Below are 13,294 nucleotides of genomic sequence, written 5' to 3' on the forward strand. Positions count from 1 at the left end.
TGTTTTAGCCCGGCAAACCCCGCTGCCCGCCAACGGGCAGCGCAATCAGAGGCAAGATACTATGACGACGGCCAAGGACGTCCTGAAGCTCATCAAGGACAACGACGTCAAATACGTCGACCTGCGCTTCACCGATCCGCGCGGCAAGTGGCAGCACGTCACCTTCGATATCTCGATGGTGGACGAGGATTTCTTCGCCGAGGGACAAGCGTTCGACGGTTCTTCCATCGCCGGCTGGAAGGCGATCAACGAATCCGACATGCACCTGCAGCCGGACCTCGATTCGATCAGCATCGACCCGTTCTTCGCCGAGACGACGCTGGTCGTCGTCTGCGACGTACTGGAGCCGACCACCGGCGAGCCCTATGGCCGCGACCCGCGCGGCATCGCCAAGAAGGCCGAGGCCTATCTGAAGAGCACCGGCATCGGCGACACCGTCTATGTCGGTCCCGAGGCCGAGTTCTTCATCTTCGACGACGTCCGCTTCATGGCCGACCCGTACAACACCGGCTTCAAGCTCGATTCGAGCGAGCTGCCGACCAATGGCGACACGGAATATGAAGGTGGCAATCTCGGCCACCGCGTGCGCACCAAGGGCGGCTACTTCCCGGTTCCCCCGGTCGACAGCGCGCAGGACATGCGCGGCGAGATGCTGGCGGCGATGGCCCGCATGGGCGCCAAGGTCGAGAAGCACCATCACGAGGTGGCTTCCGCCCAGCACGAGCTGGGACTGAAGTTCAACACCCTGGTGACGATGGCCGACCACCTGCAGGTCTACAAGTACTGCATCCACCAGGTGGCCAACGTCTACGGCAAGACCGCGACCTTCATGCCCAAGCCCGTCTATGGCGACAACGGCTCCGGCATGCACGTGCATCAGTCGATCTGGAAGGACGGCAAGCCGCAGTTCGCCGGCAACAAGTATGCCGACCTCAGCCAGGAATGCCTGTGGTACATCGGCGGCATCATCAAGCACGCCAAGGCGCTGAACGCCTTCACCAACCCGCTGACCAACTCCTACAAGCGTCTGGTCCCGGGCTATGAAGCGCCGGTGCTGCTCGCCTATTCGGCGCGCAACCGCTCGGCGTCCTGCCGTATCCCCTACACCACCTCGCCCAAGGCGAAGCGCGTCGAGACCCGCTTCCCGGACCCCGGCGCCAACCCCTACCTCGCCTTCGCCGCCCTGCTGATGGCCGGCCTCGACGGCATCCAGAACAAGATCGATCCCGGCCCGGCGATGGACAAGGATCTCTACGATCTGCCCCCGCGCGAGCTGAAGAAGATCCCGACCGTCTGCGGTTCGCTGCGCGAGGCGCTCTCCTCGCTCGACAAGGACCGCGAGTTCCTGAAGAAGGGCGGCGTGTTCGATGACGACTTCATCAACGCCTATATCGAGCTGAAGATGACCGAGGTGATGCGCTTCGAGATGACGCCGCACCCGGTCGAGTTCGAGATGTACTACTCGATCTGACCGGATCGCGGGCGGGAGCCTCCCGACCCGACGACGCGACAAGGAAAAGGGCGCCGACGGCGCCCTTTTTCATGACCGGCTTCCCGGCAATGTCCCCTTGTGGGGTCCGGCCCGGAATCGCGGACGATTTCGGCGGCACAGACGCTTCAGGATCGATGGCGGCTCAGGAATGCGGCGAAGCGGCGCGCCGCTCGCCACCCATCTGTCCCGCGTTCCAGTCACCCGGCCGGTGAACCATCACCCGGTCACGCCCGCCCTGCTTGGCGGCATAGAGCGCCATGTCCGCCCGCTCCTGCAGAACCGATAGCGCCTCGACAGGCGCGAGAGCCGGCAGTTCGCCGACCGCGATGCCGATGCTCGCCGACAGCCGCGCCTCGCGCATCGGCAGCCCTTCGCCCGCCTGGCGGAAGGCAAGGCGGATGCGCTCGGCGATCTCCCGCGCCGTCCCGACATCGGCGCCGGGCAGCACGATGCCGAACTCCTCCCCGCCAAGACGGGCGACGATGTCGGTGCCACGCAGATTGTTGCGCAGCACCTGCGCGAACAGGCACAGCACCTCGTCGCCGGCGGCATGGCCATAGACGTCGTTGATCGCCTTGAAGCGGTCGAGATCGAGCACCAGCACCGCCACCGGCCCGCCGCCGGCGGCAACCTCACGGGTACGGGCCTGGAAGCCCCGCCGGTTCAACAGTCCCGTCAGGTCGTCGACCAGCGCGGCTTCCTCGAAATGCCGCTCGCGGCGCTCGCGCACCATGCCGATCACGCAGAAAGCCATCAGCAACTGGAAGGCGACGAGCTCGAAGGCATAGGCCATCAGGCTCGGATCGAGCAGGACATTGCCTTCGACATTCACCGTCGCGACGCCGAGCAGCAGCAGCCCCGGCCGGGCGAACATCGTGAAAAGGTGCACCGCCAGCAGCCCCATGGCGAGCCGGCGCGACACCAGCCGGTCGGCGCGGCGGCGATAGAGCTCGCGAATGCTCAGCACGACCAGCAGCGCTGTGAACGCCAGCATCACCCACATGCGCGCCACCGCGTCGTCGCGGAAGCCGGGCAGTTGGCAGATCGCCAGCCACGCCGCGATCAGCACCGCCGGCAACAGCATGACCGGCCGTCGCCGGTCGAAGGCGCGAAAGCCGTTCCAGCCGAGGCCCCAGGCGAGCAGCAGCGCGGCATTGGAGAGCTCGATGGAAACGAAGCCCGGCACCACGCCGCGCGCCGCGAGGCCGGCCAGCCCCATGGTGGTGAGCACGAAGGCAGTGCCCCAATAGCCGAGCGCGTTCTCCCCCGGCCACATGATCCAGGACACCAGCAGCACGCCCGCGATCAGCAGCGTCGAGAAGGTCGTGAAGGACCAGATCGTCAGCGGGTCGTAGAACATGCAGCCAGCACCGAGCGGGGCGGTTCCCGGACCTTCGAGATAGCGGAATGCGGGCACCGTGCCTAGCGACCCGCCGTGCTGAACGCGACAGGAAACATGGCGGGAAACACAGGAGAACCTGTGGCAAACAAAAAGGGCAGGCCGCGAGGCCTGCCCTTTCGATGTCGCAGCGGAGAAATCCGCCGATCAGCGCTTCGAGAACTGGAAGCTGCGGCGAGCCTTGGCGCGGCCGTACTTCTTACGCTCGACGACACGCGAGTCGCGGGTCAGGAAGCCGCCCTTCTTGAGCGGGCCACGCAGCTCGGGCTCGTAATAGGTGAGCGCACGGGAGATGCCGTGGCGCAGTGCGCCGGCCTGGCCGGAGAGGCCGCCACCGGAAACGGTGCAGACCACGTCGTACTGACCGGTGCGGGCCGCAGCGGTGAAGGGCTGCTGGATGATCAGCCGCAGCACCGGGCGCGCGAAATAGACCTCGAGCTCGCGGTCGTTGACGACGATCTTGCCGGTGCCGGGACGCACCCACACGCGGGCGACGGCGTCCTTACGCTTGCCGGTGGCATAGGCGCGGCCGAACTTGTCGAGCTTCTGAACGTGCTTGGGGGCCTCGGGGGCCTGAGCCTTCAGAGCGTCGAGGGCGTCGAGGGACTGGAGAACCTCGGCCATGATCAGTTCCTCACATTCTTGCGGTTCAGCGCGGCGACGTCGAGCGCCTCCGGCTGCTGGGCCTCGTGCGGGTGAGCCGAGCCCTTATAGACGCGCAGGTTGCCCATCAGCTTGCGGCCGAGGGGACCGCGGGCGAGCATGCGCTCCACCGCCTTCTCCACCACGCGCTCCGGGAAGCGGCCGTCGAGCAGGAACTTCGCAGTCCGCTCCTTGATGCCGCCGGGGAAGCCGGTGTGATGGTAGTAGACCTTGTCGTTGCGCTTGTTGCCGGTCAGCGCCACCTTCTCGGCGTTGATGACGACGACGTTGTCGCCGCAATCGACGTGCGGGGTGTAGATGGCCTTGTGCTTGCCCTTCAGGCGCGTGGCGATGATGGTCGCGAGCCGGCCGACCACGAGGTCGGTCGCATCGATCACCACCCACTTCTTCTCAATGTCGGCAGGCTTTGCCGAAAACGTCTTCATGGGATGTATCCATATGCGTAAGGATGCCGCCTTGAGGCCGCACTTCACTTGGGCGCGGCTTGTAACCGAGCGGCACGCGCACGTCAATCGCACAGCACGCGGATTAATATAGCAAAATCAGCAACTTGCGAAATAGGTATAAAAATACCTCGATCTAAGCCCCTCAAATTGCTCGCGGCGGGATCGAATAGGTGGTCACCGCATGGGCGCACAGCTCCTCTTCCCCCTCCCCGCGCAGGGCGACCTCGCACACGGCGAGCCGCTGGCCGAGCTTGATGAGGCTGGCTTCGGCGAGCAGCGGCCCCGGCGCCGGGCGGCGCAGGAAGTTGATGGAGAAGTTGGTGGTTACCGCCAGCGGCACCGGCCCGATGGCGGCGAGGATCACCGCATAGGCGGCGATGTCGGCGAGCCCCATCATCGCCGGCCCGGACACCGTGCCGCCCGGGCGCAGATGGTCGTCATCGGCGAGAAGGCGCAGAACCACGCCTTCGCCGTCCACGCCGGCTATCTCGTGCGGCCGGCCGGAACCGAAGGCCTGCGGAAACTCGGCGACCAGATAGGCCTGCAGTCGCCCGGCATCCATGCCCTCGCCCGGCCTCGGGCTCCGCTTGGCGCGCGAATCCACGCTCCGCTGCGCCTCGCGCGCCGCCATCTCGTCCATGGGCTCCTCCCGTTTCATCGTTCGCGACAGTATCGTCGCCCCGGCAGCTCCCGCCAGCCCGGCGCGGGACGGATAGATTTCATGGATGCCATCACCATATGCGATGGCCACCGACGGAGGTTGCGCATGAATCACGATGCCTATTCCGATGCCTATATAGCCGAGCAGCTCGGCCGCATCCGCACCATCGCCGTGGTCGGGGCGAGCCCGAATCCGGCCCGGCCGAGCCATGGCGTCGCCCGCTATCTCGCCATGCAGGGCTTCCGGGTGTTCGCGATCAATCCCGGCCAGGCCGGGCGCGACATTGCCGGCCTGCCGACCTATGCCCGCCTCGCCGACGTGCCGGAGCCGATCGACATGGTCGACGTGTTCCGCGCCCCGGAATACCTGCTGAAAGTGGTGGAGGAGGCGCTGGCGCTCTCGCCGCTACCGAAGCTGATCTGGTCCCAGCTCGGCGTGCGCGACGACGCGGCGGCCCGACGCGCCGAAGTGGCCGGCATCGCCGTCATCATGGATCGCTGCCCGGCGATCGAGATGCCGCGCCTGCGCCTCGGTGGCCCGCATTGAGGCTGCCGCCTGAAATCACATGAATTTTTCGTACTGAAAAATTCTATACGTCGCTGTTGCGTTTTTTATCCGCCCGGCGTGAACTACCTCCGTCGGCGGCGCGGCCGCCCGCGGAGGATGCCCAGAATGAGCGACAACAGCACCGATCAGACACCCGGCTTCGCCACCCTCGCCGTGCATGCCGGCGCAGCGCCGGACCCGACCACCAAGGCGCGCGCCACGCCGATCTACCAGACGACCTCCTTCGTCTTCGACGATGCCGACCACGCCGCCGCGCTGTTCGGCCTGAAGGCGTTCGGCAACATCTATACCCGCATCGGCAACCCCACCAACGCGGTGCTGGAGGAGCGGGTGGCGGCACTCGAGGGCGGTACCGCCGCGCTGGCGGTGGCGTCCGGCCATGCCGCGCAGTTGCTCGCCTTCCAGACGCTGCTGTCGCCCGGCGACGAGTTCGTTGCCGCCAACAAGCTCTATGGCGGCTCGATCAACCAGTTCAACCACGCCTTCAAGAGCTTCGGCTGGAACGTGGTGTGGGCGGATCTCGACGACGTCGCCTCGTTCGAGCGCGCCATTTCGCCAAAGACCAAGGCGATCTTCGTCGAATCGATCGCCAATCCCGGCGGCATCGTCACCGACATCGCCGCCATCGCGAAGATCGCCAAGCGCGCCGGCGTGCCGCTGATCGTCGACAACACGCTGGCCACCCCCTACCTCATCCGCCCCTTCGAGCATGGTGCCGACATCGTCATCCACTCGGCGACCAAGTTCCTCGGCGGCCATGGCAATTCCATCGGCGGCCTCCTCGTCGACGGCGGCTCGTTCAACTGGCTGCGCGAGGGGCGCTACCCGTTCCTGTCGCAGCCGCGGCCGGAATATGAAGGCATCGTCATCGGCGAGACCTTCGGCAATTTCGCCTTCGCCATCGCCGCCCGCGTCCTCGGGCTGCGTGATCTCGGCCCGGCGCTGTCGCCCTTCAACGCCTTCCTGATTCTCACCGGCATCGAGACGCTGCCGCTGCGCCTCCAGCGTCACAGCGACAACGCGCTCGCCGTGGCCAAATTCCTCGCCGAGCACCCGAAGGTGGAATGGGTGAGCTATCCCGGCCTGCCGGGCGACCGCTACTACAACCTCGCCCAGCGCTACACGCCGAAGGGCGCCGGCGCGGTGTTCACCTTCGGGCTCAAGGGCGGCTTCGATGCCGGAGTGGCGCTGGTGTCGAGCGTCAAGCTGTTCTCGCACCTCGCCAATATCGGCGACACCCGCTCGCTGATCATCCACCCCGCCTCCACCACCCATCGCCAGCTGTCCGAGGCGCAGAAGGTGGCGGCCGGCGCCGGCCCGGACGTGGTGCGGCTGTCGGTGGGCATCGAGGACGCCGCGGACATCATCGCCGACCTCGATCAGGCGCTGGCATCAGCCTGATTGCGGTGCAGCAAAGGCAAGCCGTGCAAATATGAATGAATTATGGGCGTCTCATGCGTGCGCCGCATGGCTGGGATGCCACATACATTCTACTAGAGGAGCAGTCTGTCGCATATATAGGCAGCGAAATGATTACGGAGCGTGCAACCAACCTTGGGTCAGCGCTCCGCATTCGCAACCTGATGGAGACTGAAAATGCTGCTCTGGGGCTTTATCGCCAAGCAGATCCGCCGCTGGCAGGCGTATCGCCGCACCGTTACCGAGCTCTCCCAGCTCGACGACCGCACCCTTGCCGACATCAACGTGTCGCGTTCGGAAATCTTCCGCGTGGCCCGTCAGGCGGCCGCTGCGGCCTGATGGCGGCTCACCCCGCCTGCGGATCTTCTGAGAACGCGGACTAAACGGCCCCGGCCTTCCGGGGCCGTTTTCGTTTGTGGGCCGCTCGCTGCCGGGTATACGCGCCATCTCTCCGAGCGATAATCCTGCGCCGGACCGCGATCCGTGCTAAGGGGCCGCCCGGAAAAGCGGACCCTACCCAGCATGAGCGTGAATACTCCTTCTCCCGTCCATATCGTCGGCGGCGGCCTCGCTGGCTCGGAAGCCGCCTGGCAGCTCGCCCGTCGCGGCGTGCCGGTGGTGCTGCACGAGATGCGCCCCACCCGCGGCACCGATGCCCACAAGAGCGACGGCCTCGCCGAGCTGGTGTGCTCCAACTCCTTCCGCTCGGACGATGCCACCTCCAATGCGGTGGGTGTGCTGCATGCGGAGATGCGCCGGCTCGGCTCGCTGATCATGGCCTGCGCCGACCGTCACCAGCTTCCCGCCGGCGGCGCGCTCGCCGTCGACCGCGATGGTTTCTCGCAGGCGGTCACCGAGGCGATCACCACGCATCCGCTGATCACGCTGGAGCGCGGCGAGATCGCCGGCCTGCCGCCAGAAGACTGGGACAGCGTCATCCTCGCCACCGGCCCGCTCACCTCGCCGCCGCTGGCCGAGGCGATCCGCGAGCGCTCGGGCGAGACCTCGCTGGCCTTCTTCGACGCCATCGCCCCCATCGTGCATTTCGATTCCATCGACATGGACGTCGCCTGGTTCCAGTCGCGCTACGACAAGCCGGGCCCGGGCGGCACCGGCGCCGACTACATCAACTGCCCGATGGACAAGGCGCAGTACGACGCCTTCGTCGCCGCGCTGATCGCCTCCGACACCGTGCCGTTCCGCGAGTTCGAGGCCAACACTCCCTATTTCGACGGCTGCCTGCCGATCGAGGTGATGGCCGCGCGCGGCCCGGAGACGCTGCGCCACGGTCCGATGAAGCCGGTCGGCCTCACCAATCCGCGCGATCCGCTGGTGAAGTCGCACGCCATCGTCCAGCTCCGGCAGGACAATGCGCTCGGCACGCTGTTCAACATGGTCGGTTTCCAGACCAAGGCCCGCCATGCCGAGCAGGTGCGCGTTTTCCGCATGATTCCCGGGCTGGAAAACGCCGAATTCGCCCGCCTCGGCGGTTTGCACCGCAACACATATCTGAACTCGCCGCGCGTCCTCGACGGCACGCTGCGGCTGAAGGCCGAGCCGCGCCTGCGCTTCGCCGGGCAGATCACCGGCTGCGAGGGCTATGTGGAAAGCGCCGCCATGGGGCTGATCGCCGGCCTGTTCACCGCCGCCGAGCGGCTGGGCGTGGAGCTTGCACCGCCGCCCGTCACCACCGCCCATGGCGCGCTGCTCGCCCACATCACCGGCGGCCATATCGAAACCGTGGAGCCGGGCCCGCGTTCCTTCCAGCCGATGAACGTCAATTTCGGCCTGTTCCCGCCGCTCGCGGCCAACCCGACCCGCGACGCCGAGGGCAACCGCCTGCGCGGCACCCAGAAGACCGTCGCCAAGAAGCAGGAAATGGCCCGCCGGGCGCTGGCCGACATCGACGAATGGGCGCGCACCGCCACCCCCGGCGAGGTACCCGCGTGAGCCGCCGCTTCGCCGATCCGTCGATGCCGACCGCCCGCAGCGCCGGCGGCCGCTTCGAGCTCGACACCGTGCTCAAGCGCGACATCTTCTCCACCATCGAGCGCGGCCTCTGGCATGACGCCGAGGGCGAGCACCCCGCCGTGCGCCGACACTATGCCGGGGTGAAATGGTGGGTGAAGCCGCTCGCCCGGCATTTCGCCCGCCGCGAGGCCCGCGCGCTGCGCCGCGCGCAGGGCAGCGGCCACACCGTGCCGGTATTCGCGCTGGAGGAAGGCTGGCTGGTGCGCGGCTTCGTCGACGGCCTGCCCCTGCAGATCGCCTGCCCGGTCGGCAACGCCGCGTGGTTCGCCGCCGCCCGCGAGGGGCTGCGCCAGGTGCACCGGCGCGGCATCGCCCATAACGACCTCGCCAAGCCGCAGAACTGGCTCTACGCCGCCGATGGCGGCGCGGTGCTGATGGATTTCCAGCTCGCCATCTGCTTCTCGCGGCGCTCGAAGCTGTTCCGCATCGCGGCTTACGAGGACATCCGCCACCTCCTGAAGCACAAGCGCAGCTTCTGCCCGGAGGCGCTGACGGCGCGCGAGAAGAAGATCTTGGCCCGCAAGAGCCTGATCAACCGGGTGTGGATGGCCACCGGCAAGAAGGTCTACAACTTCGTCACCCGCAAGCTGTTGAACTACCACGACACCGAGGGCCGCGGCCCGCGGGCGATGGAGGAAGGCCCGCGCCTCGCCGCCGCGCTGGCCAGCGCCCCCGGCGTGCGCGACGCGCATATCTGCGACTTCCCGACCCCCGGCGGCAGCTTCGGCCTCTACGCCTTCGTCGAGGCCGCGCCGGACGTCACCGAGGCGGCGTTGCGCGCCCATCTCGCAAGCACCCTGCCCGGCCATACCCCGCCCGAGCACATTCAGCTGGTGTCCGAGCTGCCGCGCGACGAGACCGGCGAGGTGCGCGACGATCTGCTGCGCCTCGTCGCGCTGAACCAACTCGACCAGATGGACCAGCTGCCCCGCACCCCGGCGCAGCAGGCGGCGCTCGACGCCATCATCCGCGAGCGCAGGAACCTGAGCGACCGGGTGCGGCGGGGGATTTGAAGGCCTGGCGCAACATTCCGCTGCGCCTTTCTCGTCCCTCTCCCCGCCCGAACTCGGCTGTTGCCGAGTTCGGACTCGGCAGGGTCGAAGCCGGAAACATCCGGCTTCGACGGAGAGGTGGCCCGCGCAGCGGGTCGGTGAGGGGCGACGACGCTGGGAAGCGTTGAGCCCCCTCACCCCACCCTTCTCCCCCTCGGGGAGAGGAGGCTCCAAGGCGGTAGCGGCAGCCTCACGTCCAGCCCGCTCTCCCCGCCAGCGCCCGCAATGCCGGCCTCTAGCGCACCGGCTCCGGCGACGAGCTCCCCGCCACCGCCCGCAACTCCCGCACGAAGGCGTCGATCAGCGGCCGCTCGCCCTTCAGCCGGCGTGTCGCGACGAAATGCGCCGATTCGAAGCCGTAGCTCTCGGGGCGGATGACCCGCATCTGCCCGCGCCGCACCCAGTCCTCGCCGATATGGCGCGGCAGGTAGCCGATGAAATGGCCGGAGAGAATCAACATCACCTGCGCCTCCATCTGCACGATCGAGGCGCTGGCTCGTGGATGATTCACCCGGTAAAGGTCGTCGAAATGCCGGTAGCCACGCACGCTGAACAGCGCCGCCTCGATGTCCGCCTGGCCGATCTCCCGCGCCGGCCGCTCGAACAGCTTGTGGCCGCGCCCGCAATAGAGCGCCTGCGGCTCGCGGTGCAGCGGGATGTAGGCGATGCCCGGCACCTTCTGCGAGAAGGCGCCGATCACCACGTCGCGCTCGCCGTCGAGCAGCGCCTGCTCCAGCTCCTGCGGCGTGCCCAGCACCAGGTCGACGAACACCTCCGCCGCATAGTCCATGTAGCGCGACAACGCGGTCTGCAGGCCGAGATGCGGGTTGGTCACCACCCCGTCGAGAATGCCGATGCGCAGCCGCCCGACCAGCCGGTGCCGGTCCTGGCCGATGCGGACGTGGAAACCCTCGATGTCGTCGAACAGCCGCCGCGCCGCCGCCAGCGTCGATTCGCCGAACGGGGTGAGGCGGAATCCCGCCCGCCCGCGCTCGCAGAGCTGGCCGCCGAGCTTGCGCTCCAGCGCGGCCAGATGGGTGGACAGCGTCGATTGCGACAGGTTGAGCGCGATCTGCGCGTCGTGGAAGCCTCCCTCGTCGGCCAGCACCACGAACACCCGCAGCAGCCGCAGGTCGATATTGTCGAGACGGCGCATCGCGGCTCCGGGCAAGGCTCAGGAACGTTACATCGATAAATATCGATACAAACTTTCATTAAATGTGATTTTTGTGAATGTGAATCCGGGCGAGCATTGGTCGGCTCCTGGGGGAACACGCATGACCGATATCGGCCTCGCCGGCCTTGCCGGCCGCACCGTGCTGGTGACCGGCTCCAGCCGCGGCATCGGGCTCGGCATCGCCCGCGGCTTCGCCGCCGCCGGCGCCCGGCTGCACATGCTAGCCGACGATGAGGCGATCTTCGAGGCGGCCGCGCGGCTCGGCGCCACCGGGCACCGGGTCGACATCACCAAGACCGGCGACGTCGCCGCGCTGGCCGCCGAATTGCCCCGGCTCGACGTACTCGTCAACAATGCCGGCCTCGAACTGATCACCCCGCTGGACGACGGCAGCGCCGAGAACGAGGCCGCCTTCCGCCGTGTCGTCGAGATCAACGTCGTCGGCACCTTCCTCGTCACCCGTGCCCTGCTGCCGGGCATGGGCGCGGGTGGGCGCATCGTCAACACCGCCTCGATCTGGTCGCGCGGGTCGGAAGCGATGTTCGGCGCCTATGTCGCCTCCAAGCACGCGGTGATCGGCCTCACCAAGACCTGGGCGAAGGAACTCGGCCCGCGCGGCATCACCGTCAACGCCGTCTGCCCCGGCTGGGTGCGCACCGAGGCCTCGCTGCGTTCCCTCCATCGCATGGCTGAGGCGCGCGGCGTTGCGCCGGACGGCCTCCTCAGCGAGATCGTTTCAGCGCAAATTCTCCCCGGTCTCATGGAGCCGGACGACATGGCCGGCGCCTATCTGTTCCTGGCGTCCGACCTCGCGGCCAACATCACCGGCCAGAGCCTCGGCGTCGATCGTGGAGAATTCCCATGGTAGCGCCCCACAAGGATTTGCGCGTCGTCGTCACCGGCGCGGCGAGCGGCATCGGCCTTGCGAGCGCCAACGCGCTGGCCGCCGCCGGCGCCAAGGTGGTCGGCTTCGACCTGCATCCGCCGGAAGTGGCGAGCTGGCCGACCATCCTCACCAATGTCGCCGACGAGGCCGCCGTCGCCAGCAGCATGGAGGCCGCCGCCGCCCATCTCGGCGGGCTCGACGTGGTGGTGAGCTGCGCCGGCATCTGCATCGAGACGCCGCTCGCCAGTTTTGACATCGCGGCCTATGAGCGCATGGCCAGCGTCAACATCCGCGGCCCGATCCTGATGGCCCGCGAGGCTCTGAAATATTTCGCCGGCGAAGGAGCGTCGCGGGGGCGCATCATCAACATCGCCTCCGAGCTCGCCTATCTCGGGCGCGCCGGCTATTCCGGCTATGCCGGCACCAAGGGCGCCATCGTCACCCTGACCCGCTCCTGGGCCCGCGAGCTCGCCCCGCACATCCAGGTCAACGCCATCGCGCCCGGCCCGGTCGACACCCCGCTGCTCGACTTCGAGAACCTGACCGAGGACCTCAAGCGGCTGGAGACCGGCAATCCGTTCGGTCGCGTCGGCCGGCCGGAAGAGGTGGCGCAGGCGGTGCTGTTCCTCGCCAGCCGGGCAACGGGCTTCATCACCGGCCAATGCATCAGCGTCGATGGCGGCGCGGCAATGCACTGAAACGACAACACCAGAGGAAGATCATGGTCGACAGCGTGCGTCTCGACGAACTGAGCTGGCCGGAATTCGCGGCGAAGGTCGCGGCTGGCGCCCCGGTATTTCTGCCGCTCGGCTCCACCGAGCAGCACGGCCCGCATCTGCCTCTGGGGGTCGACGTCGTGCTGCCCACCGGCGTGTGCGAGCGGGTGGCGAAGGCGGTGGGCGGCATCGTCGCCCCCACCGTCAATTACGGCTGCAAGTCGATGCCGCGTTCCGGCGGCGGCGAGCAGTTCCCCGGCACGCTCAGCCTCGACGCCCACACCTTCGCGCTCGTCGTGCGTGACGTCATCCGCAATCTCGGCCGCCAGGGCGTGCGCCGGCTGGTGGTCGTCAACGGCCATTACGAGAACCTCTGGCCGTCGGTGGAGGGCCTCGACCTCGCCTTGCGCGAACTGAAGCGCGACGGCATCGACGACATGCAGGTGATGCGCCTCGAATATTGGGACTTCGCCACCCGCCCGACGCTGGACAAGCTGTTCCCGGCCGGCTTCCCCGGCATCGAGCTCGAACATGCGAGCCTGCTCGAGACCTCGCTGATGCTGCTGTTCCGGCCCGAGCTCGTCGAGATGGACAAGGTGCCGACCGATGGCCCGGCCACCTTCCCGACCTATGACCGCTTCCCGATTCCCGCTGATTTCGGCCTGCCGCCCTCCGGCGTGCTCGCCGTGGCGGTCGGCTCCACCACCGAGAAGGGCGAGCTGCTGATGGCGGACTACCTCACGCACATCTCCGCCGCCATAACCAAGGAGTTCGGGCTCTGAGCC

14 protein-coding genes are annotated in these 13,294 nt (G+C 67.6%); 9 read left to right on the top strand and 5 right to left on the bottom strand.

The features are described from left to right. Positions 1-61 precede the first annotated feature (61 nt). Positions 62-1,471, top strand: coding sequence for a type I glutamate--ammonia ligase (gene glnA / locus LGR54_RS16560; RefSeq protein WP_230363084.1), 1,410 nt, complete (start codon positions 62-64; stop codon positions 1,469-1,471). A 163-nt stretch (positions 1,472-1,634) separates the two neighbouring features. Here glnA and LGR54_RS16565 read toward each other — a convergent pair whose 3' ends face one another. The 4 genes from LGR54_RS16565 to LGR54_RS16580 all read right to left on the bottom strand — a co-directional run bounded on the left by LGR54_RS16565 (position 1,635) and on the right by LGR54_RS16580 (position 4,562). Further along, positions 1,635-2,852: a diguanylate cyclase gene (locus LGR54_RS16565; protein WP_230363085.1), complete on the bottom strand. Its 1,218-nt coding sequence runs from the start codon at positions 2,850-2,852 to the stop codon at positions 1,635-1,637. A gap of 186 nt (positions 2,853-3,038) precedes the next feature. Further along, positions 3,039-3,515, bottom strand: a complete 477-nt coding sequence (gene rpsI / locus LGR54_RS16570) for a 30S ribosomal protein S9 (RefSeq protein WP_213355980.1) — start codon at positions 3,513-3,515, stop codon at positions 3,039-3,041. A 2-nt stretch (positions 3,516-3,517) separates the two neighbouring features. Further along, positions 3,518-3,979: a 50S ribosomal protein L13 gene (gene rplM, locus LGR54_RS16575; RefSeq protein WP_230363086.1), complete on the bottom strand. Its 462-nt coding sequence runs from the start codon at positions 3,977-3,979 to the stop codon at positions 3,518-3,520. A gap of 163 nt (positions 3,980-4,142) precedes the next feature. Then, entirely contained in the window at positions 4,143-4,562 is a 420-nt protein-coding gene (locus tag LGR54_RS16580) for a PaaI family thioesterase (RefSeq protein WP_370638223.1), read from the bottom strand. A gap of 204 nt (positions 4,563-4,766) precedes the next feature. On the opposite strand from LGR54_RS16580, the gene LGR54_RS16585 reads away from it, so the two are divergent. From LGR54_RS16585 to LGR54_RS16605, 5 genes are all read left to right on the top strand, one after another. Beyond that, a complete protein-coding gene (locus LGR54_RS16585; protein ID WP_230363088.1) occupies positions 4,767-5,207 on the top strand; it encodes a CoA-binding protein in 441 nt (146 codons plus the stop codon). Between the two features lie 126 nt (positions 5,208-5,333). After that, the gene (locus LGR54_RS16590; protein ID WP_230363089.1) at positions 5,334-6,629 is read left to right on the top strand and encodes an O-acetylhomoserine aminocarboxypropyltransferase; all 1,296 of its coding nucleotides are present in this window, start codon (positions 5,334-5,336) and stop codon (positions 6,627-6,629) included. Between the two features lie 195 nt (positions 6,630-6,824). Then, positions 6,825-6,986, top strand: a complete 162-nt coding sequence (locus LGR54_RS16595; RefSeq protein ID WP_230363090.1) for a DUF1127 domain-containing protein — start codon at positions 6,825-6,827, stop codon at positions 6,984-6,986. A 183-nt stretch (positions 6,987-7,169) separates the two neighbouring features. Beyond that, a complete protein-coding gene (gene trmFO / locus LGR54_RS16600; protein ID WP_230363091.1) occupies positions 7,170-8,597 on the top strand; it encodes a methylenetetrahydrofolate--tRNA-(uracil(54)-C(5))-methyltransferase (FADH(2)-oxidizing) TrmFO in 1,428 nt (475 codons plus the stop codon). Then, positions 8,594-9,691, top strand: a complete 1,098-nt coding sequence (locus tag LGR54_RS16605; RefSeq protein WP_230363092.1) for a serine/threonine protein kinase — start codon at positions 8,594-8,596, stop codon at positions 9,689-9,691. The genes trmFO and LGR54_RS16605 overlap by 4 nt, the downstream gene beginning before the upstream one ends. A gap of 274 nt (positions 9,692-9,965) precedes the next feature. On the opposite strand, the gene LGR54_RS16610 is transcribed toward LGR54_RS16605, so the two are convergent. Next, a complete protein-coding gene (locus LGR54_RS16610; protein WP_230363093.1) occupies positions 9,966-10,886 on the bottom strand; it encodes a LysR family transcriptional regulator in 921 nt (306 codons plus the stop codon). Positions 10,887-11,007: 121 nt separating this feature from the next. Between LGR54_RS16610 and LGR54_RS16615 the strand changes: the two genes are divergently transcribed. From LGR54_RS16615 to LGR54_RS16625, 3 genes are read left to right on the top strand one after another with little or no spacing between them, the layout of a single operon-like run. Next, the gene (locus LGR54_RS16615) at positions 11,008-11,775 is read left to right on the top strand and encodes an SDR family NAD(P)-dependent oxidoreductase (RefSeq protein ID WP_230363094.1); all 768 of its coding nucleotides are present in this window, start codon (positions 11,008-11,010) and stop codon (positions 11,773-11,775) included. Further along, positions 11,769-12,491 (top strand): SDR family NAD(P)-dependent oxidoreductase, encoded by a 723-nt coding sequence (locus LGR54_RS16620; protein ID WP_230363095.1) that lies wholly within the window; start codon positions 11,769-11,771, stop codon positions 12,489-12,491. The genes LGR54_RS16615 and LGR54_RS16620 overlap by 7 nt, the downstream gene beginning before the upstream one ends. A 23-nt stretch (positions 12,492-12,514) precedes the next feature. Next, positions 12,515-13,291, top strand: a complete 777-nt coding sequence (locus LGR54_RS16625; protein ID WP_230363096.1) for a creatininase — start codon at positions 12,515-12,517, stop codon at positions 13,289-13,291. Positions 13,292-13,294: the final 3 nt, after the last annotated feature.

This window comes from Ancylobacter sp. Lp-2, from assembly GCF_020523795.1.
Taxonomy (GTDB): Bacteria; Pseudomonadota; Alphaproteobacteria; order Rhizobiales; family Xanthobacteraceae; genus Ancylobacter.